The following is a 22,033-nucleotide window of genomic DNA, read 5'->3' on the forward strand; positions in this document are numbered from 1 at the left end:
TGTCACTTCCCTTTCGCTGTGTTCGGGGTCGCCGCGAAGGTCTCGGCGACCGTTCGTAGGCACATCGCCAGCGAGGTCGCACCGGCATCCGGGGTCCCGACGCTGCGCTCGGCGAGCGGTCGCGCCCGACCCACCTTGGGTCGCAGTTCGGCGGTGGCCCGTGCCGCCTCGGCCGCGACGTCGGCCGCGGCCTGCCACGCGTCTTGCCACTGCTGCCCGTCGGCGACCCGCCGCTGCAGGTCCTCGACGAACGGCAGACACGCGTCGAGCATGGTTTTGTCGCCCGGACTCGCCCCGCCGAGAGTGATCAACGCGTCATAGCCGTCCCGCATTCCGGCGGCAACGGCGCCCGAGTCGGGTTGTCCGGTATCGCCGAGCCGTGCACCGATCGCCGACAGCAACGCACCCCAGAGCACCCCGGAGGTGCCGCCGGCCTTGGCCGCCCACGCCTTACCCGACTCGGCGAGCACCGAACCCTGTCCCCCGCCCGCCTCGACCGCCTTTGCGGCGGCCTCGGATGCCGCGGCGGATCCCTTGACCATGCCTCTGCCGTGGTCGCCGTCCCCGGCGACGGCATCGATGCGGCCGAGTTCGGCCTCGGCGTCGGCGAGCATCGCGGCCATCGCAGCCAGCATCCGCGCCACCAGTCGGCCGCCGCGCCGCCCGTCCTCGTCGGAGAGCTCGGCCAGCGCCGGAGATGTTGTGCCGGTGCGTAACTCGTCGGCCGTTCGCAGTTCGACCACACTGTCGTCACGTGCCGGCGCCGCAGCCCCCTTGCGATAGGCCGGTGTGTCGGCGGGAGCGGTCCAGTACCGTTCCAACTCGTCGTCGAGCCACATCACCGTCAGCGAGCAACCAGCCATGTCCAAGCTGGTGACCAGCTCACCCACCTCTGGCTCGACGAGCTCGTAGCCGTGCTCCCGCAGCAGTGCCGCGACCGTCCCCCACACCACGAACAATTCCTCGTACTTGGTGCGGCCCAATCCGTTCAGGATGACCGCGATCCGCGTCGACTCCGTTGCCGGACGGTCCGCGAGCACCCCGTCGACCAGCTTGTGCGCCAGCGAGGCCGCCGACGGCATCGGCTCGTCGGCAACCCCGGGCTCGCCATGGATGCCGAGACCGACCCCCATCATGCCTTCGGCAACGGTGAACAACGGGTGGTCCGCCCCGGGCATCGTGCAGCCGTCGAACGCAACGCCCAGCGTGCGGGTCGCGGCATTCGCCGATTCGGCGACCCGGACCACCCCGGCGAGGTCGAGACCGTCCTCGGCCGCGGCGCTCGCGCACTTGAACACCGTGAAATCACCGGCGATACCGCGCCTCTTCGTCTCCTCGCCGCGGGGCGCGCTGGCGATGTCGTCGGTGACCGCGAAATAGTGCGCCTCGATACCCTCACCGCGCAGTTGGGTCACCGCCAGGCCGAAGTTCATCACGTCGCCGGCGTAGTTGCCGGTGGTGAGCAACACCCCGGCGTCGCCGTGCGCGGCCCTGGCCACCGAGGCCGCCTCCTCTGCCGAGGGTGAGGTGAAGATGTTGCCGACCACCGCTCCGTCGGCGAATCCGAAGCCGACCGTGCCGCAGAAGGCGGGGTAGTGTCCCGACCCGCCGCCGATGACGACGGCCACCTTGCCGGGTCGGGTGCGGTGGGCACGGACGACACCTCCGGGCACCCCGACCACATAGCGGGCGTTGGCATCCAGGAACCCGGTCAGCATGTCCTCGGTGAATCGGGCGGGATCGTTGTAGAGCTTGGTCATCGCAGACGCTCTCCGGTGTCGGCGTCGAACAGATACACCCGCTCGGCCGGCGCAGTCACCACCACCTGCTGCTCGGGCTGATAGTCCTGTTCTGCGGGAGTCTGAACCACGACACCCGCCTCGATCCCGGGCACGGTGCTGGTCGCCAGACCGAACTCCAGCAGATGCTCGAAATAGGCCACCGTCGCGGCGATGCCGTCGCCGCCGTGCGCCGACAGTGCGCAATCCTGCGGTCGGATCCCGACGGTGACCCGCGTGGCATCGGGCACACCGGTGACGGTGGTCTCCAGCGCCCCGGCCCCGGAACCGATCTCGACCCGTGCCCGGCCACCGTGGACGCGCACCGTGCCGGGCAGCACGTTGATCGCGGGTTCACCGACGAACTCGGCGACGAACAGGTTCGCCGGATCGTCGAAAACCTCGTCAGGAGTGCCGAACTGCTGCACCACACCGCCGTCCATCACGGCGAGCCGATCGGCCAGCGACAGCGCTTCGACCTGGTCGTGGGTGACCACGATGGTGGTGTAGCCGAACTCTCGCTGCAGCACCTTGAGCTCGCGGCGCACCCGGTTACGCGCCGAAGCGTCCAAATGGCTGAGCGGCTCGTCCAGCAACAGCACCGGTGGATTGCGGACCAACGCCCGCGCCAGCGCGACCCGCTGCTTCTGACCGCTCGACAGTCCCGCCGGACGCAGACCGAGCAGGTCGTTCATCTCCAAACGCTCGCAGATCGAATCGACCATCTTCTCGGCGCCTTTGACCTTGCGGGCTTTCAGCCCGTAGAGCAAATTGTCCCGGACGGACATCGGCGGGTACAGCGCGTAGCTCTCGAAACCCACACCGATCCCGCGTTTGGCCGCGGGGAGCTGGGAGACCTCCCGATCACCGATCTTGATCGAACCGCTGGTCACGGTCTCCAGGCCGGCGATCATCCGCAGCGTGGTGGTCTTACCGCACCCCGAAGGCCCAAGCAGGGCCACCAGCTCGCCCGGCTCGATCGCCAGGTTGATGCCTTTGACCGCCGTCACGCTGTCCCGGCTGCGTGACGCGTAGGTCTTGACCAGGTCGCTCAGCGTCAGACTCTGCGCGGTCTGCTGGGTTTTCTTCTCGGTCACGACGCTCACTGCACTGCCTCCAAAGTCGGTTCGCCGAGCCTGGCGGTGTCCCCGTCACCCGGCGTGAACACGTGCACATCGGATTCGGCGATGCGCATCGTCACGTTGTCGCCCTCGCCGACGCCGTGGCGCCCCGAGGTCAGCGCGATCAGCTGCGCACCACCGACGTCGACGGTCAACTCGATGTTGCGGCCCAGACGTTCGGCGAGCACGACCCGCCCGCGCAATGATCCCTGTCCGCTGGTGACGTGGATGTCGCTGGGACGCAAACCCACTCGAACCCGATCCCCCCGGGTGCACTGCACCCCGGCCGGCACCGGAACGTCCAGCGAGCCGTCACCGAGCCGGATCCGGCCGTCGTCGACCACCCCGTCGAGCAGGTTGATCTCGGGCTGGCCGAGCGAGCGTGCGACGAAGGTGTCGGCCGGCCGGCGCCAGATCTCCTCTGGTGTGCCGATCTGCATCAGCCGACCCTCCCGCAGCACTGCGATGCGGTCGCCGAGGGCCAGTGCCTCCTGGTAGTCGTGGGTCACGTAGACGGTGGTGGTGTTCGACATGGCGCCGAGTTGCTTGAGCTCGGCACGCATCGATGCACGCAGCTTGGCGTCGAGATGGCTCAGCGGTTCGTCGAGCAGGTACACATCGGCAGGCCGGACCAGCACCCGACCCAGCGCCACCCGCTGGCGCTGCCCGTTGGACAGCTCCCGCGGCAGTCGGTTCTTGAGCGGGTTGATGCCGAGGGTGGTGGTGACCTGATCGATCCTCTCGGCCTGCTCGGCGGCCGAGTACCTGCCGGTGCGACCGGATTTGAGGGGTGAGGCGAGGTTCTCGGCCACGGTCTTCTGCGGGTAGAGCGCATAACTCTCGAACGCCATCGCGACGTTACGGTGGTAGGGCTCGACCGCCGTCATGTCGGTGCCACCGATCGACACCGTCCCCGAGTCGACGTCGACCAGTCCGGCGATGGACTTCAGCGTGGTGGTCTTGCCGGCGCCGCTGGGACCGAGGATGACGAAGAACTCGCCGTCGGCGATCTCCAGCGAGAGATCGTCGACCGCGGTGACCTTCTTCGACGCCGTACCGTAGGTCTTGGTGACGTTTTCAATCGTTACCGTGGCCATCAGGCCTTCACCGCCCCGAATGACAGGCCCCGCACCAGATACCGTTGGATGGTCAGCGCGAGGACGAGTGGTGGCAGCGCCGCGATCAGCGCGGCGGCGGCCGTGAGGTTGTAGTACGCCTGCCCGCCGCCGCCGAGGAACTTGGTGATGGCGACGGTGACCGTGCCGGCGTTGCTGTCGGCCAGGATGAGCGGGAACACGTAGTTGTTCCAGGCGAAGATGAACGCCAGCAGCGCCGCGGCGGCGATTCCGGGCCGCACGATCGGCAAGGCAACCATCAGGAACGCCCGTCGGCGGGTGTACCCGTCGAGCAAGGCCGCCTGTTCGAGATCCTCCGGCAGATCCTGGAAGTAGGACCGTAGGATCCACACCACCAGTGGCATGGTCACCAGCTGCAGAACCCAGATCATCCCGACCTTGGTGTCGAACAGCCCGATCTGGTTGTAGATCACGAACAACGGCACGATGACCATGAGCTCCGGGGCGAACCGGAACGAGAGCATGGTGAACATCAGGTCGTTGGAGCCCTTGTATTGCCAGCGACCGGCGGCGTAGGCGGCCGGGATACCGATCAGCAGCGACACAAGCACTGCGCCCCCACAGTTGAGCAGGCTGGTCAGCAGCGAAGCCTTGAAGTCGACGCTGGTCATCTGGGTGCCGCGGTCGGAGAGCACCGTCGCGAAGTTCGACCAGGTGGGGCTGAACGAGAAGTAGGTGGTGGTCTGTTGCTCGGCGTTCTTCAGGGCCAGCATCAGCATCCAGAAGATCGGGAACAAGGAGAACACGAACCAGAAGACCAGCCCGACGTCGGCGGCGACCGCGCCGATGGACCACCGCTTCTGCCCCGGCTGGAGCTCAGGGCGGGAAAGCTTGAGTGCCATGATGTTACGACTCCGCTCCGGCAGCGCGGCGCTGCGCTTTTCCGAGCACGCTGACCAGGTAGCGCGCGGTGATGAACACAATGACCCACAGCAGCAGCATGTAGGTGCTGCCGCGTGAGTAGTCCAGGTTGATGATGGAGTCCTCGAAGGCGCCGATCTGCAATGTCCGGGTGGCCACACCCGGTCCGCCCGCGGTCAGCACATAGATGTGGTCGAAGACCTTGAGGTTGTCCATGAATCGGAAGATCACCGCGACCAGGATGTAGGGCCACAGCATCGGCAGCATCAGCTTACGGAACATGTAGAACCACGAGGCCCCATCGACTTCGGACGCTTCGAACGGCTCGCGTGGCAACGAACGGATACCGGCGAGCACCAGGATCGCGACGAACGGTGTGAAGATCCAGATGTCGACCAGGATCACCGAGAATAGCGCGTTGCGCGCCGACAGCCAGTCGAATGTGTTGCCCAGTCCCAGAACGTGGTTGAGGACCCCGAATTGTGGGTTGAACATCAGCTTCCAGATCACACCGGCAATGACCGGCGCGATCATCAGCGGCAGGATCAGCACCTTCTCGAAGATCTTGCCGATGATCGACGACCGGTTGAGCAGCAGTGCCAGCCCGACACCGAGCACGGTCTCGATGAAGGTGGCCGCCACGGCAAAGGTCGTCGTCACCTGGACGCTCTTCCAGAACACCTGATCGCCGAGCACCGAGGCGAAGTTGTCGAACCACACCAGGTGTGGATCGGGGTTGACAGCGGCGTAGTTCAGGAAGGCGTAGTAGGCACCGACCGCGAACGGGTAGAGGATGCCGATGACGATCACGACGGCCGGAACCGACAGCAGGTACGGACGCAGTCTGCGCCGCCAGGTCGGAACCTCGGGCAGGTCGGCCCGGCGCGTTGCAGGCGGCCGGTCCGGCGACGTCGACGGGGCCTTGGAGGTCTGAGTTGTCATGAGTTCCGCGGCTCCTAGAGATTGACCTTGGACGTGTTGGTCTTGGCGAGGCTGCGCAAGCGTGTCGCGGCATCGTCTCCGCCGTAGATGTCCTGCAGCGCGACCGCCCAGTTCTGGGTGGTGTCGAAGAACTTCTTCTGCGGCGTGAACTGGATCTTGGATTCGCCGATGACGGTCTCGAACGCTTCGAGATAGCCGAACTGGTCGGCGGCGACCCGCTTGAACGTGGTGTCGAACACCGACTGCCGCACCGGATCGGCGTAGGTGCCGCCCTCGACGGCCTTGTTCATCGACTCTTTGCCGGTGGCCCATTGGATGAACAACCACGCCGGCAGCTTGTTGCGCGAGTTGGCGCTCATCGCCCAACTCCACGTCCACAGGTTGGTTTTGTAGTTGCCGTCCGGCCCGGCCGGGCCGGCGTACCACGCCAGATTGCCGGCCTCCTTGCTCGCTCCGGGCTTGTTCTTCGGGTAGGTGGCACTGTCGGCGTCGAAGACCATCATCGCCGTGCCGTCACCGAGATCGCCGGTGGCATTGGGGTAGTCGTAGGTCGTCCACGATGTCGGACCAGCCTGGTGCTGCATCTCGATCCACTTCTTGGTGAAATCGATGGCTTCGTCACTGTCCATCTCGGCGACCAGTTCCGAGCCGTTCCAGCTGTAGTCGACCGCGCCCTGGCGGGTGTACTGCGTCATGAAGCCGGGATGGATGGTGGCCCAGGATTTCGACCCGCGGGTGGAGATACCGTAGCGGTTGGCCGAGCGGTCGGTCAGATCAACGGCCAGCTGGATGAAGTCGTCGAGATTGTCCGGCAGCCGGGTGATGCCCTTCTCGTCGAAGATCCGCTTGTTGTAGGCGACGACGTTGTTCTCGAAGCCCCAGGGGATGGCCCACTGTCCGCCCGTCCCGAGCGGGTTGCCCAACGTGAAATCCCACCGGGTGGATGTGCGCAGCCCTTCGAAGATGTCCTCGAAGTCGTACTCCGCACTCGTCGCCGAGCTGTTGCGCAGCCACGGGTCGAGATCTTCGATCCACCCCGGCGGACCGTACTGCCAGATGAAGTACGCGCCGAGCATGAATGCGTCGTGCTTACCCGATCCGCCGGCCAACTCGGTGTTCAGCTTGGTGAAGTAGTCGGCCTCGGGCACCAGGTCGATGTTGACGTTGATGCCGGTGAGTTCGGTGAACTCCTGCAGCAGCGGTTGATACGAGAGCTGATAGGGATGTGGTGTCTGCAGGATGTTGATCGTCGATCCGGCAGCCTTGCGCCAGTCGAAGCCACCGGTGACCGCGTCCGCGCCGTTGGGGGCGCTCTTACCGCCACCGACCCCGCATGAGCTCAGCATTGGCACGCCGGCCGCGGCAGCCCCGGCCACCCCCAGCGCCGCGAGCATCTTCCTGCGCGAGAGCTGTTGCCCGCGTGTTGCGTTCGAGAAATTCATCTGCCGCCCTTCGTTCACGCGGGGATAAGTGAGACCTTGACCGATTCCTTGCCGCTGGCCACCAGGTCCAGCCCCTTCTGGAACTCGGCAAGCGGAAGCTGATGGGTGCAGATCTGATCCATGGGCAGCACCCCGGATTCGATCATCTTGATCGCGGCCGGCCAGCAGTACGGCCCGAGATGGGCACCGAGGACGTCGAGCTCTTTGTCATCGCTGATGATGCTCCAGTCCACCGTGACGTCGCTGCCGAACACCCCGTACTCGACGTAGCGACCCAGCTTGCGTAACAGATTGAGTCCCTGCGGCACCGCCGAGGGATGCCCAGTGCCTTCCAGGTACACGTCGGCACCGTAGCCGCCGGTCAGGTCCTTGACGATCGCGACCGCGTCCTGCTCGGCGATGTTGATGGTGATGTCGGCGCCGCATCCCTTGGCCAGCTGCAACTTCTCCGGCGCCATGTCCAGCGCGATGACGTGCATGGGGTTCTTGGCGCGGGCGCCGGCCACCATGCCCAACCCGATCGGACCGCATCCGGCGACCACCACGGTGTCCTCGAAGGTGATCTGGGCGCGCTCGACGGCATGCAACGAACACGACAACGGTTCGGCGAAGGCCGCGTGCTGTGGCGCCACATCGCCGGAAACTTTGTGCACCAGAGCTTCTGCCGGGTACACCATGTAGCTGGCCATTGCGCCCGGGGTGCGGCGCTTGAAACCGTACAGGTCGTGCGGCTGGCACATGTGGTACTGGCCGCGCTTACAGAACCGGCATTCCCAGCACGGCACGATCTGCTCGGAGACCACCCGGTCACCGACGGCGATCTTCCAGCGGGCCGCCGCCTCGTCGTCGAGTTCGACGACCCTACCCACGAATTCGTGTCCCGGGATGACCATGGTCTCGGCCCAGGCCGGCCGGCTCTCGTCACCCCAGAACTTCGCCGCCCCGTGATAGCACTTGAGATCGCTCGCGCAGATGCCGACCGCCTCGACCTTGACGAGTGCCTCCCCGGGGCCGCGTCGCGGGACGGCCACCTCCTCCAGCCGGTAGTCATGGGGCCCGTGACAGACGACAGCCTGCATCTTCTCGGGAACACCAGCGGTCATGCGCATACCTCCATCTGTGGTCGCAGTCACAGTAGCGGAGCGTGTGCACATCTGTCCAGAACGGATGTTCAGCAGAATTCTTTCCAGAACAGATGTTCAGTGCCATACTCTGTGCATGCCCCGGCAGGCCCCGCCCACCCCCACCACAGCCAGTGCGGACGGTGCTGCCGCGGCCGACTCGGAAGGCAGCCATTTCCCACCGTCGTTGCTGTACACAGCTTCTCGGCTGTACTACGAGGACGACGCGACACAGGCCGAGATCGCCGAACAGCTGGGGACGAGCCGGGCCACGGTGAGCCGACTGCTGTCGGAGGCCAAGCGGCTGGGGATCGTCCGGATCGAAGTCGTGCCGCCTACCCAGGCGCGGCCCACGGAGTTGGCCGACCGGCTTGCGCGCGCCCTCAACCTGCATACCGTGTATCTGTCGGCACCTTTGCCGGCGCCGGGGCCGGGACGCACCACCATCGACGTGATGGGCCGCGCATTGGCGCCCGTCACGGGTCGTGCCCTCAGCGAAGCGGGCCTGCTTCCGGGGGACGTGTTGTTGGTGTCCTCCGGTCGCACCGTTTACGAACTGGCCCAACATGAACTCACCCCGCTGCCCGGTGTCGTGGTGGCACCCACCGTCGGCGGCAACGACCAACCGTATGAGTGGTATCAGACCAACGAGATCACCCGGCTGGTCGCCAATCGTGTGGGTGGCCGGGCGAACTACCTGTTCGCGCCGGCGCTCCCCGGCCCCGCGCTGTACCGATCCCTGCTCGAGGATCCGAGCATCCAGCGCGTCGTCCACCAGTGGCCGCACGCCAGGTGCGCGCTGATGGGGGTCGGCGCCCCTCCCCTCACCCGCTCCGACGTGCCGCAGTTCGTCCCCACCGCGTCGTCGTCGTTGCGCGCCGCCGTAGGCGACGTGTGCTCACGCTTCTACGACCGCAACGGCGATCCGGTCGAGTTCGACGGTGCCGAACGCCTCATCGCGCTGGAACTCGACGTTCTACGGCACATTCCGGTGACCATCGCGGTGGCCATCGGACGTGACAAGCTCGATTCCATCACCGCAGGTGCGCGCGGTGGTTACTTCAACCGACTGGTGACCGATCCCGCCACCGCTGAGGCGCTGGTCAACGACATCGACTCTGCCAAGGAGGCTCCGTGACGACTGCTGCGCAAGCCAGATATGCCGGCGCGCAACGACTGGACGGCAAGCGGGCGCTGATCACCGGCGCGAGCAAGGGAATCGGTGCCGACATCGCCCGCGCGTTCGCGTCGGCGGGCGCGAACCTGGTGCTCGGCGGCCGAGACGAGATCGAACTCGACTGCGCGGGTGCGCAGCTGCGCGACGAGTTCGGCATCCAGACCCACACCGCCGCAGTCGATCTGGCCGAGGCACAAGGCCCCGATACCCTCGCCAGGAGGGCCACCGACGCATTCGGGGGCCTGGACATCCTGGTCAACAACGCGGGCGTCTCCTACCCTCAACCGGTCGTCGACACCGATCCGGAGCTCTTCGACGCCACTCTCGCGGTCAATCTTCGGGCTCCGGCGCTTCTGGCGGCACGGGTGGGGGCGCAGATGGTCGACCAGGGCACCGGCGGGGCGATCGTCACCGTGGCGTCGGCGGCCGCACTCGCGCCGCTGCCCGACCACTACGCGTACTGCGCCTCCAAAGCGGGCCTGGTGATGGCGACCAAGGTGCTGGCTCGTGAACTCGGCCCACACGGTATCCGGGCCAACTCGGTGTGCCCGACGGTCGTACTCACCGAGATGGGACAGCGGGTTTGGGGCGAACCGGCCAAGGCTGCGCCGATGATCAATCGAATTCCCCTGGGACGCTTCGCGGTTCCGCACGAGGTTTCCGACGCCGTGGTATTCCTGGCTTCGGATGCAGCCAGCATGATCAATGGCGTCGAGATCGCCGTCGACGGTGGCTACACCATGGGTTGACCGGTCAGCGCGGATCGATGCCGGCCAGGCGGTGCATCTGGTCACGGGTCGCCGGATATAGCTGCGCCCACGTGTCGTACAGCTGCTCGTACCTCTCCTGGTTACGCGGATCGGGTCTGATCTCGCGCGCGATCCTGGCCCAGTCCGTGTCGGCAGGCACCAGACCGACACCGATGGCTGCCAGCAGCGCGTTGCCGTAGCTCGCCCCGATCGCCTGCTCGGGCACCAACTGCGAGCGCCCCGTCACATCGCTGACCGCCTGTGCCCAGACCGGACTCTTGAGTCCCCCACCGACGGCGACGGTGCGGGTGCCCGAATGGGCGTCGTCGAAGCGTTCCAGGATCTGCCGGATCCCGAACGCAATCCCTTCGTACGCCGCTCGGAACAGGTGCCCCCGGCCGTGCCGCAGAGTCAATCCGGCCAGCAGGCCGCGGGCCTGGGGATCGAACACCGGGGTGCGCTCGCCGGCCAGGTAGGGAAGCATCAGCAGACCTTCGCTGCCCGCGGGAACCTGCAGGGCTTCCTCGGTGAGGTCGTCGAAGGAGGTGTCGCCGGTCAAGCTCTGCATCCAGCCGATCAGACTTCCCGCGGTCGAGGTGCCGGCAGCCAGGGCCAGGCTGCGGGGTTCCACACCCGCGGTCGTCCACAGCGTCGGGTCGCTGTGGTACTCGTCGATCACCTGTACCAGGAACATGGTGGAGCCGTACATCAACATCTGATCGCCTGGCCGGCGCACACCCACCGAGAAGGCCTCGGAATAGGCGTCGACCGTGCCCGCGGCCACCGGCAAGCCCGCCGGCAGCCCTGTTTGGCGGGCGGCCGCACCCGAGACCTGCCCGACGATCTCGCTGGGCCACACCAGCCGCGGAAGCGGCAGGTGGCCGCAGATCCGCGCGACCCACTCGTTGTTCCAGTCGAAGTCCCGGATGGCATAGAGAGGGTCGCACTGGCTGGCGGTGTGATGGTCCATCACGTATTCACCGGTCAACTTGGCCGCGATATAGGAGTTGGAGCCGTACCACCCGGCCGCCGCCTCGAATACCTGCGGCTCGTGAGTGCGCACCCACTCGATCTTGGGTCCGACAGCCTGGCTCGACAGCAGTGTTCCGGCCCGGTCGAGGATCGCCTGCTCGCCCAGTTCTCTTGTCAGGGATTCGATCTCGGCGTGCGCCCGGGTATCGATGCCGTACAGGATGGCCGGGCGCAACGGACGCAGATCCGTGTCGCACAGCACCAGACACGGCCCCACACCGCTCACACACATCCCGGCCAGCCTCGCGTTCGCGGGCACCTGCGCCACCAGCGCGGAGCTGAGGGCGCACACCTCCCGCCACCAGACCGCTTCGGGATCCACCTCGGCCCACCCCGGGCGGGGCAGATCGATCTTGTGCGGAATGGTCTGGGATGCGATCACCGTGCCTCTCGTGTCGACGAGGACGCCCTTGGTGCTTCCCGTGCCCATGTCGATTCCGAGCAGCAAGTCCACGACACAACCCTACGACTCAGCCGCGGCGCATCCTGAACAGGTGCGCCGACCTGCGCGGCGACCGGTTGAGTGGGCCGGGACCAGGTGATCCACCCCTGCTCTAGACTCACGCTGTGGACGTCACAGGAACCAGCGCAATCGTCACCGGCGGAGCATCGGGCATCGGCGCCGCGACCTCCCGACTCCTGGCCGCGAAGGGGGCCCGCGTCGTCGTGGCCGACCTGCAGGCAGAACGCGGACAGGAACTCGCACACGAGATCGGTGGTGTGTTCGTCAGCGTCGACGTCACCGACACCGCGCAGATCGAGGACGCGGTCAACACCGCCATCGACCTCGGCCCGCTGCGCGTGCTCGTCAACTCGGCGGGGATCGGGTGGGCCCAACGGACGATCGGCAAGGACGGCGAGTTCGCGTCAGCCCACAACCTCGACGCCTACAAGAAGGTGCTGGCCATCAACCTGGTCGGCACGTTCGACTGCATCCGGCTCGCCGCGACCGCGATGAGCCGACTTGACCTCACCGACTCCGGCGAACGCGGCGCGATCGTCAACATGACCAGCGTGGCGGCCTTCGACGGACAGATCGGCCAGGCCGCCTACTCGTCGTCGAAGGGCGGCGTCGTCGGATTGACCCTGCCGGTCGCCCGTGACCTGGCGGCCGTCGGCATCCGGGTGAACACGGTGGCCCCGGGCCTGATCGATACCCCGATCTACGGCGAAGGACCGGAGTCGGAGGCCTTCAAAGCAAAGCTCGGTGAATCGGTGCTCTACCCGCGTCGGCTGGGCAAACCCGAGGAGCTGGCGTCGATGGTGGTCGAACTGATCACCAACTCTTATATGAACGCCGAAGTCGTCCGCGTCGACGGCGGAATCCGGATGCCGCCCAAGTAATGCTCTGACCGGCCCACCAAAGCCGGCCCCGGACGGCTCACTACAGTGCAGCGATGAGCCTCGTCACCTACGAACTGCGCGACCACATCGCGACGATCACCCTGAACCGGCCCGAGGCGCGCAACGCCATCAACGGCGCCGTGCGCGACGAGCTGAACCACGCCTGGGAGCGGTTCCGCGACGAAGAGGACGCGTGGGTGGCGATCCTGACCGCCAACGGCAGCGCATTCTGCGCCGGGGCGGACCTGCGGGACGGCGAAGGCGCCGTGGGCACGTTCAAGGGCACGTTCTGGGAGAAGCCAACGATCAACTCCTTCGAATCCGGGATGGAGCTTTTCAAGCCGACCATCGCTGCCGTGCAGGGTCCGTGCATCGGCTACGGCCTCACCGGGGTGTTGTTCTGCGACTTCGTGATCGCCAGCACCGAAGCCACTTTCGCCTTCCCGGAGGTGACGCTGGGAACCCCGACCATCGTGGGCGCCATCCGGCTCCCGCAACGGCTGCGCTGGGCCGACGCCATGGAACTGTTGCTGACCGGGCAGCCGATGAGCGCCGAGCGCGCCGAGGAGGTGGGGCTGGTGTGGAAGGTGGTCGAGCCCGCCGACCTACAGGCGTCGGCACGCGCCTGGGCCACCACGCTCACACACGCCGCTCCGCTGGCCCAACGAGCGACCAAAGAGGTGGCGTGGCGAAGCGCCGACATGGGCTGGGTGGAGTCGGTCCGGTTCGGGGAAACCATGCGCAAGGTCGTCGCGGCGACCGAGGACGTCACCGAGGGAATACGGGCGTGGCGGGACAAGCGTAAGCCACAGTGGCGGGGGCGCTGACCGGAGTCCCGAACCGGTCACCGGTGTCCGGCGTGGTCTTCGGGTCAGCCTGATCGCAACGATCGCCTCCCTGGGCGCGATTGACGTCTACTGGGTGGGATTTGCGATCCACCACCGCGAAAAACCCGGAGGCCATCTTTTGCTTCGCCATCTCGTGCGCACCGCACTGACCCTCACCGTGCTCGGTTCGGCTGTCGCGTGCGGCAGTGCCGACTCCGGCGGCAACACCGACGGCTCCGCCGGTTACACACTGCGCATCGGCGCAACCTCGCCGACCGGAACCCCCGCCGGATCGCTGGGTTGGGGCGACAAGCAAGGCATCCTCGCCGAGAAACTCAGGGACGCCGGTGTGGAAAGGATCGAGTATGCGTACTTCCAATCCGGCACTGACGTCGCCTCGGCCCTGTTCGCCGGGGCTGTCGACGTCGCCGCGATCGGCGACAACCCCGCACTGCGCGCCCGCAGCCGTGACCCGAAAGTCGTTCTGCTGAGCCTTGACTCGATCAACGGCGATGCCTGGCTGGTCGGAGCCAAGGGCGGACCGACCGACATCCGGGGACTGGTCGGCAGATCCGTCACCGCCCCCCAGGGCACCATCCGGGACCGCGCCGCCCGACAACTGATCGCAGCCGCGGGACTCAACGGTCACATCGAGGTCCGCGACGTCCCGACACCGGAATCGATCGCCGGCCTCAGCTCTGGCCGGATCGACGCCACCGTGGTCACCGGCGCGAGCGCGATCGAACTGCAGGACAACGGATTCCCGATCATCGACAGCCTGTCCAGACATGGACTGGGCAGCACCGGGACCAATATCGCGCTGACCACGTTCACCGATGAGCATCCCGGATTCGCCGACGCGTGGCGCCGGGCCGTCACCGCGGTCAACCGCGACATCCGGCACAACTTCGACGAGTACGCGACGTGGGTCGCGCACACCGACGGCACCGACGTCGAGTTCGTCAAAGATTCGACGAAGCCCGACGAGTTCAACACCGAACCCTTCCCGAGGCAGGGCGTCGAACAGCTCCAGGACGCCTACTCCTTCCTCGCGGCCGACGGATCCCTGCAGGGTGAGTATTCGGTGACCGAATGGGCTGGAGCGCAGTCGTGACCATCGCGGTCCCAGCGGTGCGCACCGATCCGCCGGCTCCGGAGCTGGTCGACGTCGCCGCCGGACACCGCCACCGGCGCAGCGTGTGGGCGCGTATCCCGCGGCCGGTGCGCCGGATGATGGGACCGGCACTGATCGTGGCCGTATGGGCCGTGGGATCGGCGACCGGCTCACTCAATCCCGACCTGTTTCCCCCGCCATCCGCTGTGGCCACCACCGCGTGGCGACTGCTCGGCGACGGTCAGCTCGCCCTGCATGTCGGGGCTTCGGCCACCCGAGTGCTGACCGGCACCATCCTGGGCATCGCTCTCGGTGTGCTGCTCGCCGTGCTGGCCGGGCTGACCCGCACCGGCGAGGATCTGCTCGACTGGACGATGCAGATCCTCAAAGCGGTCCCCAATTTCGCGCTCACCCCGCTGCTGATCATCTGGATGGGTATCGGCGAGGGCCCGAAGATCGTCCTGATCACCCTGGGTGTGGCGATCGCGATCTACATCAACACCTACTCCGGTATCCGCGGCGTCGACCAGCAACTGGTCGAGATGGCCCAGACGTTGGGAGCGCGCCGTCGTACCCTGATTACCCACGTGATCCTTCCCGGAGCGATGCCGAATTTCCTTGTCGGACTGCGCCTGGGGCTTTCCAGCGCATGGCTGAGTCTCATCTTCGCCGAGATGATCAACACCACCGAGGGCATCGGCTTCCTGATGTCGCGCGCGCAGACGAACCTGCAGTTCGACGTCTCGTTGCTGGTGATCGTGATCTACGCGGTGGCGGGCCTGGCCTCCTACGCGCTGGTGCGCGTGCTGGAGCGTGTCCTGCTGTCCTGGCGCAACGGCTTCACCGGATTCGACACCGGATTCAACGGCGCCGCATGAGCGTCCCGGTCGTCACCGTCCGTAACCTGCGTCGCGGCTTCGGCACCCAGCAGGTACTCGCCGGCCTCGATCTGGACATCGCCGACGGTGAGTTCGTGGCGATGCTGGGCCGCTCGGGATCGGGCAAGAGCACGCTGCTGCGCATCCTCGCCGGACTCGACGGCCGTGCGGAGGGCTCGGTCATCGTCCCGCGATCGCGCGCCGTGGTGTTTCAGAATCCTCGTCTGCTGCCCTGGCGCCGGGCGCTGGCCAACGTCACCTTCGCCTTGCCCACTGGCGGCGCTGACACCCCCGGCGCCAGCGCGCGCGCTCGGGCCGCGCTGGAGGAGGTGGGCCTTGCGGACAAGGACCGGTCGTGGCCGCTGTCCCTGTCCGGGGGTGAGGCCCAACGGGTTTCGCTGGCAAGAGCGCTGGTGCGGGAGCCCGATCTGCTGCTGCTCGACGAACCCTTCGGCGCACTGGACGCTTTGACGCGGCTCAAGATGTATCGCCTGCTGCACGACCTGTGGGCGCGCCGAAACATGGCCGTCCTGCACGTCACCCACGATGTCGACGAGGCCATCCTGCTCGCCGACCGGGTCGTCGTGCTCGCGGCGGGCCGGGTGTCGTTGAGCCGGCGGGTGGCGTTGCCGTTCCCGCGGAGCCGCGGTGACGACGGATTCGACGACCTGCGCTGGGAACTGCTCGCCGAACTCGGCGTCACCGAAGAGGTCGGACATGACCGCAACCGGTGAGGTCGACACGCACGCCACCGACGTCCTGGTGATCGGCGGTGGCCCGGCGGCTACCTGGGCTGCGATCTCGGCCGCCGAAATGGGCCGCCGAGTGACCCTGGTGGACAAAGGATACTGCGGCACCAGCGGAGCCACCGCGGCCGGCGGCAACAACCTCTGGTTGATCCCACCCGGCCACCGGCGGAAAGAGGCGGTTCTGGAACGCGAGTCCGCCGCGGGCGGCCTGACCGACGCCGATTGGATGCTGCGCGTGCTTTCGGAATCGTGGGACCGGATCGAGCAGCTCGCAGACTGGGGCTATCCGTTCCCGGTCGGCGACGACGGACGGCCACTGCGTAGCAGCCTGCAGGGTCCGGAGTATATGCGCCGGATGCGCCGCAAGGCCCATCGCAGCGGCGTGCGGATCCTCGACCACCACCCGGCCACCGCGCTCACCGCCGACTCCGACGGAATCGTCAACGGGGCGAACGGAATCGCCCGACAGGACGGCGGGCGGCCCTGGCACATCTCGGCGGCCGCGGTGGTCCTCGCAACCGGCGGAACCGCGTTTCTGTCCGGGACGTTCGGCACCAACGTCAACACCGGCGACGGGTTGCTGATGGCGGCCGAGGTCGGCGCGGACCTCTCCGGCATGGAGTTCTGCTCCGCATACGCGCTGTCACCGGAGTGGGGCACCCACACCAAAGGCCGCATGCTGCAGTGGGCCAGCTTCTACGACGAGCACGGCCGACGGCTCGCGACCGAACGCGGCCTGGGCGGACGCGTCGACGCCCAACGGGCACTCGCCCGGGGACAGCGGGTGTTCGCCCGCCTCGATCGAGCCCCCGAATCGATGCACCAGATCATGCGCGACGCGCAGCCGAACTACTTTCTTCCGCTCGACAAGGCAGGCATCGACCCGTTCGTCACCGCCTATCCGATCCGCATGGTCTACGAGGGGTCGGTGCGCGGTACCGGCGGTCTTCGGCTGACGGGACCGGAGTGCGCCACCACCGTCACCGGGCTCTACGCCGCCGGGGATGCCGCCACCCGGGAACTGATCACGGGGTCGATCAGCGGCGGCGGAAGCCACAACGGGTCGTGGGCGATCGCCTCGGGCGTGTTCGCCGGGCGCGGGGCGGCGCGATTCAGCCGTCGACGCACACCCGGCAGCCCGGCCGGAATCGACACTCCGGGCTCGCGACCGGGAACGCGGGACGCTCCGACCGTCGACGAAGTCGTTCACGCCGTCCAGGACCACGTTCTCCCTCCGCGGCGCAGTCACCTCAAGTCCCGTCATCGGCTCCTCGATTCCGCCCGCGCACTTGCCGTGTTGTGGCGTGACATCGGTGACGGACTGGCACCGGTGCCGGCTCGGGAGGCGTACAAACAACGGCAAGCGGTCGCACTGGTAGCCGCGGCGAGGTGGATCACCGCCGCATCGCTGGCACGCGCCGAGAGCCGGGGACTGCACCGCCGCGAGGATCTGCCCGACGTCGACGACCGCCTCAACAACCGGATGCTTGTCGGCGGGCTCGACGAGATCTGGACGGCCTCGGACCCCGTTCCGCCGCGCCTCATCGCCTCGGTAGCAGTGGGATGATCGAGATCGTCAGTTCGTCGGCGTGCATCGCCTGCGATGTCTGCATCAAGGTCTGCCCCACCGATGTGTTCGAGCGCGGCGACGACGGCATCCCGGTGATCGCCCGCCAAGCCGATTGTCAGACCTGCTTCATGTGCGAGGCGTACTGCCCCGTAGACGCGCTGTACGTCTCTCCGGTCTCCACCCCCGTCGATGCCGGTAGTCCACACGCCGATGAGGACGCCCTCAAGCAGCACGGTCTGTTCGGAGGCTACCGCGAGCTGATCGGATGGGGTCGAGGCCGCACCGCCGGCACGCTGCGCGACCGTAACCCGATACTCAAACACGTCGCGCCGCTGCCTAAACCGACGCTTCCAGAACCAGCGCTGGCGGACTCGCCCTGGAACCACGTCGACTGAGCGCGGGGCGAGCGCAGCGACCGGGGGAACAATCCGCAGGCCCGCCGACGGACCTCCGCCTGGATTGCCCAGGGCAACTCAGATTCCGAGCCGCTCGGGCAGCACCTCGTGCACGATGTGTTCGGCGATCGCCAGGGAGGAGGTAGCTCCCGGCGACGGCGCGTTACGGATGTGCACGATCCCCCCGCCGCCGGTGATCACGAAGTCGTCCACCAAGCTGCCGTCGGTGTTCATCGCCTGCGCGCGGATGCCACGTGGGCCGCGTTCCACCTCCTCGCGACAAACCGCCGGTACATACTTCTGGGCCTCCCTGACGAAGGCGCCGGTGCTGAGCACAGTGCGCACCTCCCGGACCCCGGCGGCCACGTTGCGTGCGGCGAACCGCCAGAATCCAGGGAAGCCGACGGCGTCGACCACATCTGGCACCGAAATCCGGCCGAGCCGGTACGCCTCGCGACCCGGTGAGAGAAAGGCGTTCGGCCCCAAAGTCACTCGGCCGTCGAGCTGTTTGGTCAGGTGCACACCGAGGAACGGGTACCGCGGATCGGGCACCGGATAGATCAACCCGTTCACCAGCCCCGACTCGCGCCGGTTCAGCAGATAGTAGTCCCCGAAGAACGGCACTATGCGCGGCGACCGGTCGTCACCGGAGCTGCGCGCCAACCGGTCGGACTGCAGTCCCGCACAAGTGATCACGATGTCGAAGGCTTCGGTCGCCTGCGCGGTCGACACCGTCACCTCGTTCCTGCGCCGGGAAACCCTCACGACGTCGTGATCCATCCGCAGACTGCCTCCCGCGATCCTGACGTCGGCCGCCAATGCCTGCGCCACGGCCGGATAGTCGACGATAGCCGTCGACGGTGAATACAGTGCACGCAGGCCGCGCGCATTGGGCTCGATCTCGGTGATCTCCTCTGCACCGAGCAGCCGGATACCCGGCACTCCATTGGCAACGGCACGGGAGTGGATTCCGTTGAGCCGCTGCACGTCCTCCTCGGTCAGTGCCACCACGAGCTTGCCACACTCCGAAAACCCGATATCGTGTTGCGCCACGTAATCCCGTAGCAGAAGGACCCCCCGCCGGCACAGCCTTGCTTTCAGGCTTCCGGGCGCGTAATAGAGACCCGCATGCACCACACCGCTGTTGCGTCCGGTCTGATGCAGCCCGACGGTGGACTCCTTTTCGAAGACAACGACATCGACGGCGTCGATCGAGCGCGACAGCTCTCTGGCGACCGCAAGGCCGATGATTCCGCCGCCCACCACGGCAACTCGACGATTGGCCATAATTGATCATCGCCCCTTCGTGATCCGTCCGGTGTGGAATAGCATCGACATAGCGCCATCGACAACATATCCCGTTTTCCCGCCATATCCCGCCGAGAGGACGCCCGTGCCCGCTGACGGACAGCTCCGCTTCATCGCTCCGATGCCGATCCTGCGCGGCGACGGTGCCTCGTGGATGGGGGAACTGCGCCGCCTGGAGGATCTGGGTTTCGACTCGGCCGCGATCTCCCACCACGTCACCGGCGGTTGGCAGCTCGGACCGATACCGGCGATGGCATTCGCAGCGGCCTGTACCACCCGGTTGCGGGTACTTTCCCTGGTCGTGCAGAGCCCGTTGCAACATCCCGCGTTGCTGGCCAAGGACATCGCCACCATCGACCGTCTGTCCGGCGGACGCGTGGAACTCGGCATCGGTGCTGGGTGGTTGACCGAAGACTATGCGGCGCTGGGGCTTACGCTGGATGCCGGACCCGTCAGGGTTGCCCAGTTCGCCGAGGCGTTGCAGATCATCCGCTCCTTCTTCACGCAGAGCTGCGTCGATTTCCGCGGCGAGCATTATCAGATCAGCGGCCTTGAGGGCTTGCCCACGTGCGTCCAGCGGCCCGGCCCACCGGTCCTGGTCGGCGCTGCCGGGCCCCGGATGCTCGATCTCGCCGGCCAGCACGCCGATATCGTGGGTATCCAGCCGAGGATGGCACGCGGCCGCATCGACGGCGGCGCAGTCGCAGACCTGGCGGCTACCGCCCTGCGCGCGAAGGTCACCCGCGTTCGCGAAGCGGCCGAGCGCGCGGGTCGTGACACACCGCGCCTGCAGTTCAGCGTCCCATACTTGAAGGTCACCGATGCGGACACCCAGACCGGGGGCCGGTCGACGTGGACGGACCCGGTCGAGGCACACATGGACACGCTCGGAGACTCTCCTGCTGTGCTCGTGGGTACCGCAGCCGAGTGCGCAGAACGACTGCGCGATCACAGTCATCGGTTTGGGTTCGACTACTGGCACCTCGGCCAGAACACCGAAGCCGCAGCGCGTGTCATCGCCCATCTGCGCTAGGGCGGTGTCGCCCGGACGGCGGTTGTTGCGGCCACCAGTACCCAGTCCTGCAAGGTAGGCGGAATGTAGTCGACGGGCCCCTGCTGCAGGATGCCGGCAGTGGTCGTCTCGCCGGTACGCGGGTCGAACCAGGACAGCGGGGAGCCGGGTCGCACCGCCGCCGACAGATCTGCCGAGAAGCCCGCACCGTCGGGGCTGTAGACCAGCGCGTAGGAGCCATCGGTGGCGTTCAGGGCCTGAAGCCTGGCCGGTCCCCCGCGTGCGGGGCCGACGATCCTGCCCGTGTCCGGCTCCCCCTTCCACCACGGATAGGTCTCCATGAGGTCCACCAGATGACCCATCTGCCAGGCAGCCTCGTCCTCCATCGCGCTACGCCAGTCTCCGAGGGCGCCGAGTTCGCTTGGCCGGTCCGTGGCACCTGCGAACTGCCAGACGGCGTGGTCGCCGTAGGTGTGTCCGGCAGCACCCGCGAACACCGCCCAGTAAGCGTCCCGTCGGATGTCGATCGGTGCGGAGTAACCCTCCGGAGGCTGGTCCCAACAGTAGGGGTGCCCCGAGTAGATGGGTTCACCATCAAGGAAAGGCCGCGTGGGCGCCGACTCGTATGCCGCGCGGAGCAGGTCGCGGCGCTCGCTGTAGCGCAGGCAATGCCCGCCCTGGATCATGTCGAAGGTCAGCCACGGGTCACTGCGGAACCAGTGTGTGCTGCTCGCACCCCCAATCGGGTGATAGGTCATCATCACCGCCTGATAGTTCTCGCGACCTGCAACCCCTTTGGCGATGCCGAGCGCCATGGCCCGCCAGATGTTCTCGTCGCCGTCGGCGCCCGAGTCTCCACCGAGAACCCAGATAACCTGTCTGTCCCGGTAGCGCTCGGCGATGAACTGTCCGAACGGGGCCGCATTGTCCTGGTTGAGCAGTCCATCGACCTGACCGTGCGCCCATATCGGAACCAACGCCACCCGGATACCACGGACGTTGGCTTGGTCGATGACGAAATCGAGGTGATCCCAGTAGTCGTACTGCGCGGCGTTGTCGGGGTCTGCGCCATCGGTGAGCGACAGATTGGGCAATGATCGGTCGAACGGCCAGTCACCGTATCTGTTCGGGCCCGGTCCACCGGCCTGATTGAAGACGGCAACGATCTGAACCACATTGAACCGCTGCGCCTTCCGCTTGTCGAGATAGGCCGATACTTCGTCCCTGGTGAGGTTCAGCGGCAGGCTCCACGCGGTGTCGGCTATCCAGAAAAGCGGGTCGTCCGCGGCGTCGACGAAGTATCGCGAGTTCTCGCTGACGGCCAGAGTCGGGATCGGCAAAGGACGGTTGCTACCCGTACTGATTCCGCCCTGCAGCCCGATGGCGACGAACATGACGGTGGGCACGGCGATGGCGAGAACAAGCCGCCAGCGGCGGGGCCCCCGGGTGCGGTGTCGTCTTGCTGATCTACTCATGG

Annotated in this window: 20 protein-coding genes; 10 read left to right on the top strand and 10 right to left on the bottom strand. The window is 66.9% G+C overall.

Annotated features, from left to right (window positions below):
- Positions 1-2: 2 nt before the first annotated feature.
- From derK to eltD, 7 genes are read right to left on the bottom strand one after another with little or no spacing between them, the layout of a single operon-like run.
- Complete coding sequence (gene derK / locus ACNUDN_RS15640; protein ID WP_419122794.1) at positions 3-1,760, bottom strand: D-erythrulose 4-kinase; 1,758 nt, start codon at positions 1,758-1,760, stop codon at positions 3-5.
- Entirely contained in the window at positions 1,757-2,884 is a 1,128-nt protein-coding gene (locus ACNUDN_RS15645) for an ABC transporter ATP-binding protein (RefSeq protein ID WP_419122795.1), read from the bottom strand. The genes derK and ACNUDN_RS15645 overlap by 4 nt, the downstream gene beginning before the upstream one ends.
- Positions 2,881-3,996 (bottom strand): ABC transporter ATP-binding protein, encoded by a 1,116-nt coding sequence (locus ACNUDN_RS15650; protein WP_419122796.1) that lies wholly within the window; start codon positions 3,994-3,996, stop codon positions 2,881-2,883. The genes ACNUDN_RS15645 and ACNUDN_RS15650 overlap by 4 nt, the downstream gene beginning before the upstream one ends.
- Positions 3,996-4,877 (bottom strand): carbohydrate ABC transporter permease, encoded by an 882-nt coding sequence (locus ACNUDN_RS15655; protein WP_419122797.1) that lies wholly within the window; start codon positions 4,875-4,877, stop codon positions 3,996-3,998. Before ACNUDN_RS15655 ends, ACNUDN_RS15650 begins: the two co-directional genes overlap by 1 nt.
- Before the next feature lie 4 nt (positions 4,878-4,881).
- On the bottom strand, positions 4,882-5,838 hold the full coding sequence (locus ACNUDN_RS15660; protein ID WP_419122798.1) for a carbohydrate ABC transporter permease: 957 nt from the start codon (positions 5,836-5,838) through the stop codon (positions 4,882-4,884).
- Positions 5,839-5,852: 14 nt separating this feature from the next.
- A complete protein-coding gene (locus ACNUDN_RS15665) occupies positions 5,853-7,280 on the bottom strand; it encodes an extracellular solute-binding protein (RefSeq protein WP_419122799.1) in 1,428 nt (475 codons plus the stop codon).
- Between the two features lie 14 nt (positions 7,281-7,294).
- Positions 7,295-8,383 (bottom strand): erythritol/L-threitol dehyrogenase, encoded by a 1,089-nt coding sequence (gene eltD / locus ACNUDN_RS15670; RefSeq protein WP_419122800.1) that lies wholly within the window; start codon positions 8,381-8,383, stop codon positions 7,295-7,297.
- A 115-nt stretch (positions 8,384-8,498) separates the two neighbouring features.
- Here eltD and ACNUDN_RS15675 point away from each other — a divergent pair, with 115 nt between their 5' ends.
- On the top strand, positions 8,499-9,539 hold the full coding sequence (locus tag ACNUDN_RS15675; RefSeq protein ID WP_419122801.1) for a sugar-binding transcriptional regulator: 1,041 nt from the start codon (positions 8,499-8,501) through the stop codon (positions 9,537-9,539).
- Positions 9,536-10,327 (top strand): SDR family NAD(P)-dependent oxidoreductase, encoded by a 792-nt coding sequence (locus ACNUDN_RS15680; protein ID WP_419122802.1) that lies wholly within the window; start codon positions 9,536-9,538, stop codon positions 10,325-10,327. The genes ACNUDN_RS15675 and ACNUDN_RS15680 overlap by 4 nt, the downstream gene beginning before the upstream one ends.
- A gap of 4 nt (positions 10,328-10,331) precedes the next feature.
- Here the strand turns inward: ACNUDN_RS15680 and ACNUDN_RS15685 are convergent, their stop codons facing one another.
- A complete protein-coding gene (locus tag ACNUDN_RS15685; protein WP_419122803.1) occupies positions 10,332-11,813 on the bottom strand; it encodes an FGGY-family carbohydrate kinase in 1,482 nt (493 codons plus the stop codon).
- A 113-nt stretch (positions 11,814-11,926) separates the two neighbouring features.
- Between ACNUDN_RS15685 and ACNUDN_RS15690 the strand changes: the two genes are divergently transcribed.
- The 7 genes from ACNUDN_RS15690 to ACNUDN_RS15720 all read left to right on the top strand — a co-directional run bounded on the left by ACNUDN_RS15690 (position 11,927) and on the right by ACNUDN_RS15720 (position 18,236).
- On the top strand, positions 11,927-12,703 hold the full coding sequence (locus tag ACNUDN_RS15690) for an SDR family NAD(P)-dependent oxidoreductase (protein WP_419122804.1): 777 nt from the start codon (positions 11,927-11,929) through the stop codon (positions 12,701-12,703).
- Between the two features lie 53 nt (positions 12,704-12,756).
- Complete coding sequence (locus ACNUDN_RS15695; RefSeq protein ID WP_419122805.1) at positions 12,757-13,530, top strand: enoyl-CoA hydratase/isomerase family protein; 774 nt, start codon at positions 12,757-12,759, stop codon at positions 13,528-13,530.
- Between the two features lie 139 nt (positions 13,531-13,669).
- On the top strand, positions 13,670-14,644 hold the full coding sequence (locus ACNUDN_RS15700; protein ID WP_419122806.1) for an ABC transporter substrate-binding protein: 975 nt from the start codon (positions 13,670-13,672) through the stop codon (positions 14,642-14,644).
- On the top strand, positions 14,623-15,522 hold the full coding sequence (locus ACNUDN_RS15705) for an ABC transporter permease (protein ID WP_419122807.1): 900 nt from the start codon (positions 14,623-14,625) through the stop codon (positions 15,520-15,522). Before ACNUDN_RS15700 ends, ACNUDN_RS15705 begins: the two co-directional genes overlap by 22 nt.
- A complete protein-coding gene (locus tag ACNUDN_RS15710; RefSeq protein WP_419122808.1) occupies positions 15,519-16,256 on the top strand; it encodes an ABC transporter ATP-binding protein in 738 nt (245 codons plus the stop codon). Before ACNUDN_RS15705 ends, ACNUDN_RS15710 begins: the two co-directional genes overlap by 4 nt.
- Positions 16,240-17,838 carry an FAD-dependent oxidoreductase gene (locus tag ACNUDN_RS15715; RefSeq protein ID WP_419122809.1) on the top strand — a complete coding sequence of 533 codons (1,599 nt, stop codon included), beginning with the start codon at positions 16,240-16,242 and terminating at the stop codon, positions 17,836-17,838. The genes ACNUDN_RS15710 and ACNUDN_RS15715 overlap by 17 nt, the downstream gene beginning before the upstream one ends.
- Positions 17,835-18,236 carry a 4Fe-4S binding protein gene (locus ACNUDN_RS15720; RefSeq protein WP_419122810.1) on the top strand — a complete coding sequence of 134 codons (402 nt, stop codon included), beginning with the start codon at positions 17,835-17,837 and terminating at the stop codon, positions 18,234-18,236. Before ACNUDN_RS15715 ends, ACNUDN_RS15720 begins: the two co-directional genes overlap by 4 nt.
- 78 nt (positions 18,237-18,314) lie before the next feature.
- Here the strand turns inward: ACNUDN_RS15720 and lhgD are convergent, their stop codons facing one another.
- Complete coding sequence (gene lhgD, locus ACNUDN_RS15725) at positions 18,315-19,523, bottom strand: L-2-hydroxyglutarate dehydrogenase (protein WP_419122811.1); 1,209 nt, start codon at positions 19,521-19,523, stop codon at positions 18,315-18,317.
- 106 nt (positions 19,524-19,629) lie between these two features.
- Here lhgD and ACNUDN_RS15730 point away from each other — a divergent pair, with 106 nt between their 5' ends.
- Positions 19,630-20,577: a TIGR03621 family F420-dependent LLM class oxidoreductase gene (locus tag ACNUDN_RS15730; RefSeq protein WP_419122812.1), complete on the top strand. Its 948-nt coding sequence runs from the start codon at positions 19,630-19,632 to the stop codon at positions 20,575-20,577.
- On the opposite strand, the gene ACNUDN_RS15735 is transcribed toward ACNUDN_RS15730, so the two are convergent.
- On the bottom strand, positions 20,574-22,031 hold the full coding sequence (locus tag ACNUDN_RS15735; RefSeq protein ID WP_419122813.1) for a glycoside hydrolase family 140 protein: 1,458 nt from the start codon (positions 22,029-22,031) through the stop codon (positions 20,574-20,576). The two genes, ACNUDN_RS15730 and ACNUDN_RS15735, sit on opposite strands and share 4 nt — an antisense overlap.
- Positions 22,032-22,033: the final 2 nt, after the last annotated feature.

It is taken from the genome of Mycobacterium sp. smrl_JER01, from assembly GCF_048513595.2.
GTDB lineage: Bacteria > Actinomycetota > Actinomycetes > Mycobacteriales > Mycobacteriaceae > Mycobacterium.

Coding starts and splice junctions, on each gene's coding strand:
- derK (WP_419122794.1), bottom strand. CDS start 1,760: ATGACCAAGCTCTACAACGATCCCGCCCGATTCACCGAGGACATGCTG.
- ACNUDN_RS15650 (WP_419122796.1), bottom strand. CDS start 3,996: ATGGCCACGGTAACGATTGAAAACGTCACCAAGACCTACGGTACGGCG.
- ACNUDN_RS15655 (WP_419122797.1), bottom strand. CDS start 4,877: ATGGCACTCAAGCTTTCCCGCCCTGAGCTCCAGCCGGGGCAGAAGCGG.
- ACNUDN_RS15660 (WP_419122798.1), bottom strand. CDS start 5,838: ATGACAACTCAGACCTCCAAGGCCCCGTCGACGTCGCCGGACCGGCCG.
- ACNUDN_RS15665 (WP_419122799.1), bottom strand. CDS start 7,280: ATGAATTTCTCGAACGCAACACGCGGGCAACAGCTCTCGCGCAGGAAG.
- eltD (WP_419122800.1), bottom strand. CDS start 8,383: ATGACCGCTGGTGTTCCCGAGAAGATGCAGGCTGTCGTCTGTCACGGG.
- ACNUDN_RS15675 (WP_419122801.1), top strand. CDS start 8,499: ATGCCCCGGCAGGCCCCGCCCACCCCCACCACAGCCAGTGCGGACGGT.
- ACNUDN_RS15695 (WP_419122805.1), top strand. CDS start 12,757: ATGAGCCTCGTCACCTACGAACTGCGCGACCACATCGCGACGATCACC.
- ACNUDN_RS15705 (WP_419122807.1), top strand. CDS start 14,623: ATGGGCTGGAGCGCAGTCGTGACCATCGCGGTCCCAGCGGTGCGCACC.
- ACNUDN_RS15710 (WP_419122808.1), top strand. CDS start 15,519: ATGAGCGTCCCGGTCGTCACCGTCCGTAACCTGCGTCGCGGCTTCGGC.
- ACNUDN_RS15715 (WP_419122809.1), top strand. CDS start 16,240: ATGACCGCAACCGGTGAGGTCGACACGCACGCCACCGACGTCCTGGTG.
- ACNUDN_RS15720 (WP_419122810.1), top strand. CDS start 17,835: ATGATCGAGATCGTCAGTTCGTCGGCGTGCATCGCCTGCGATGTCTGC.
- lhgD (WP_419122811.1), bottom strand. CDS start 19,523: ATGGCCAATCGTCGAGTTGCCGTGGTGGGCGGCGGAATCATCGGCCTT.
- ACNUDN_RS15735 (WP_419122813.1), bottom strand. CDS start 22,031: ATGAGTAGATCAGCAAGACGACACCGCACCCGGGGGCCCCGCCGCTGG.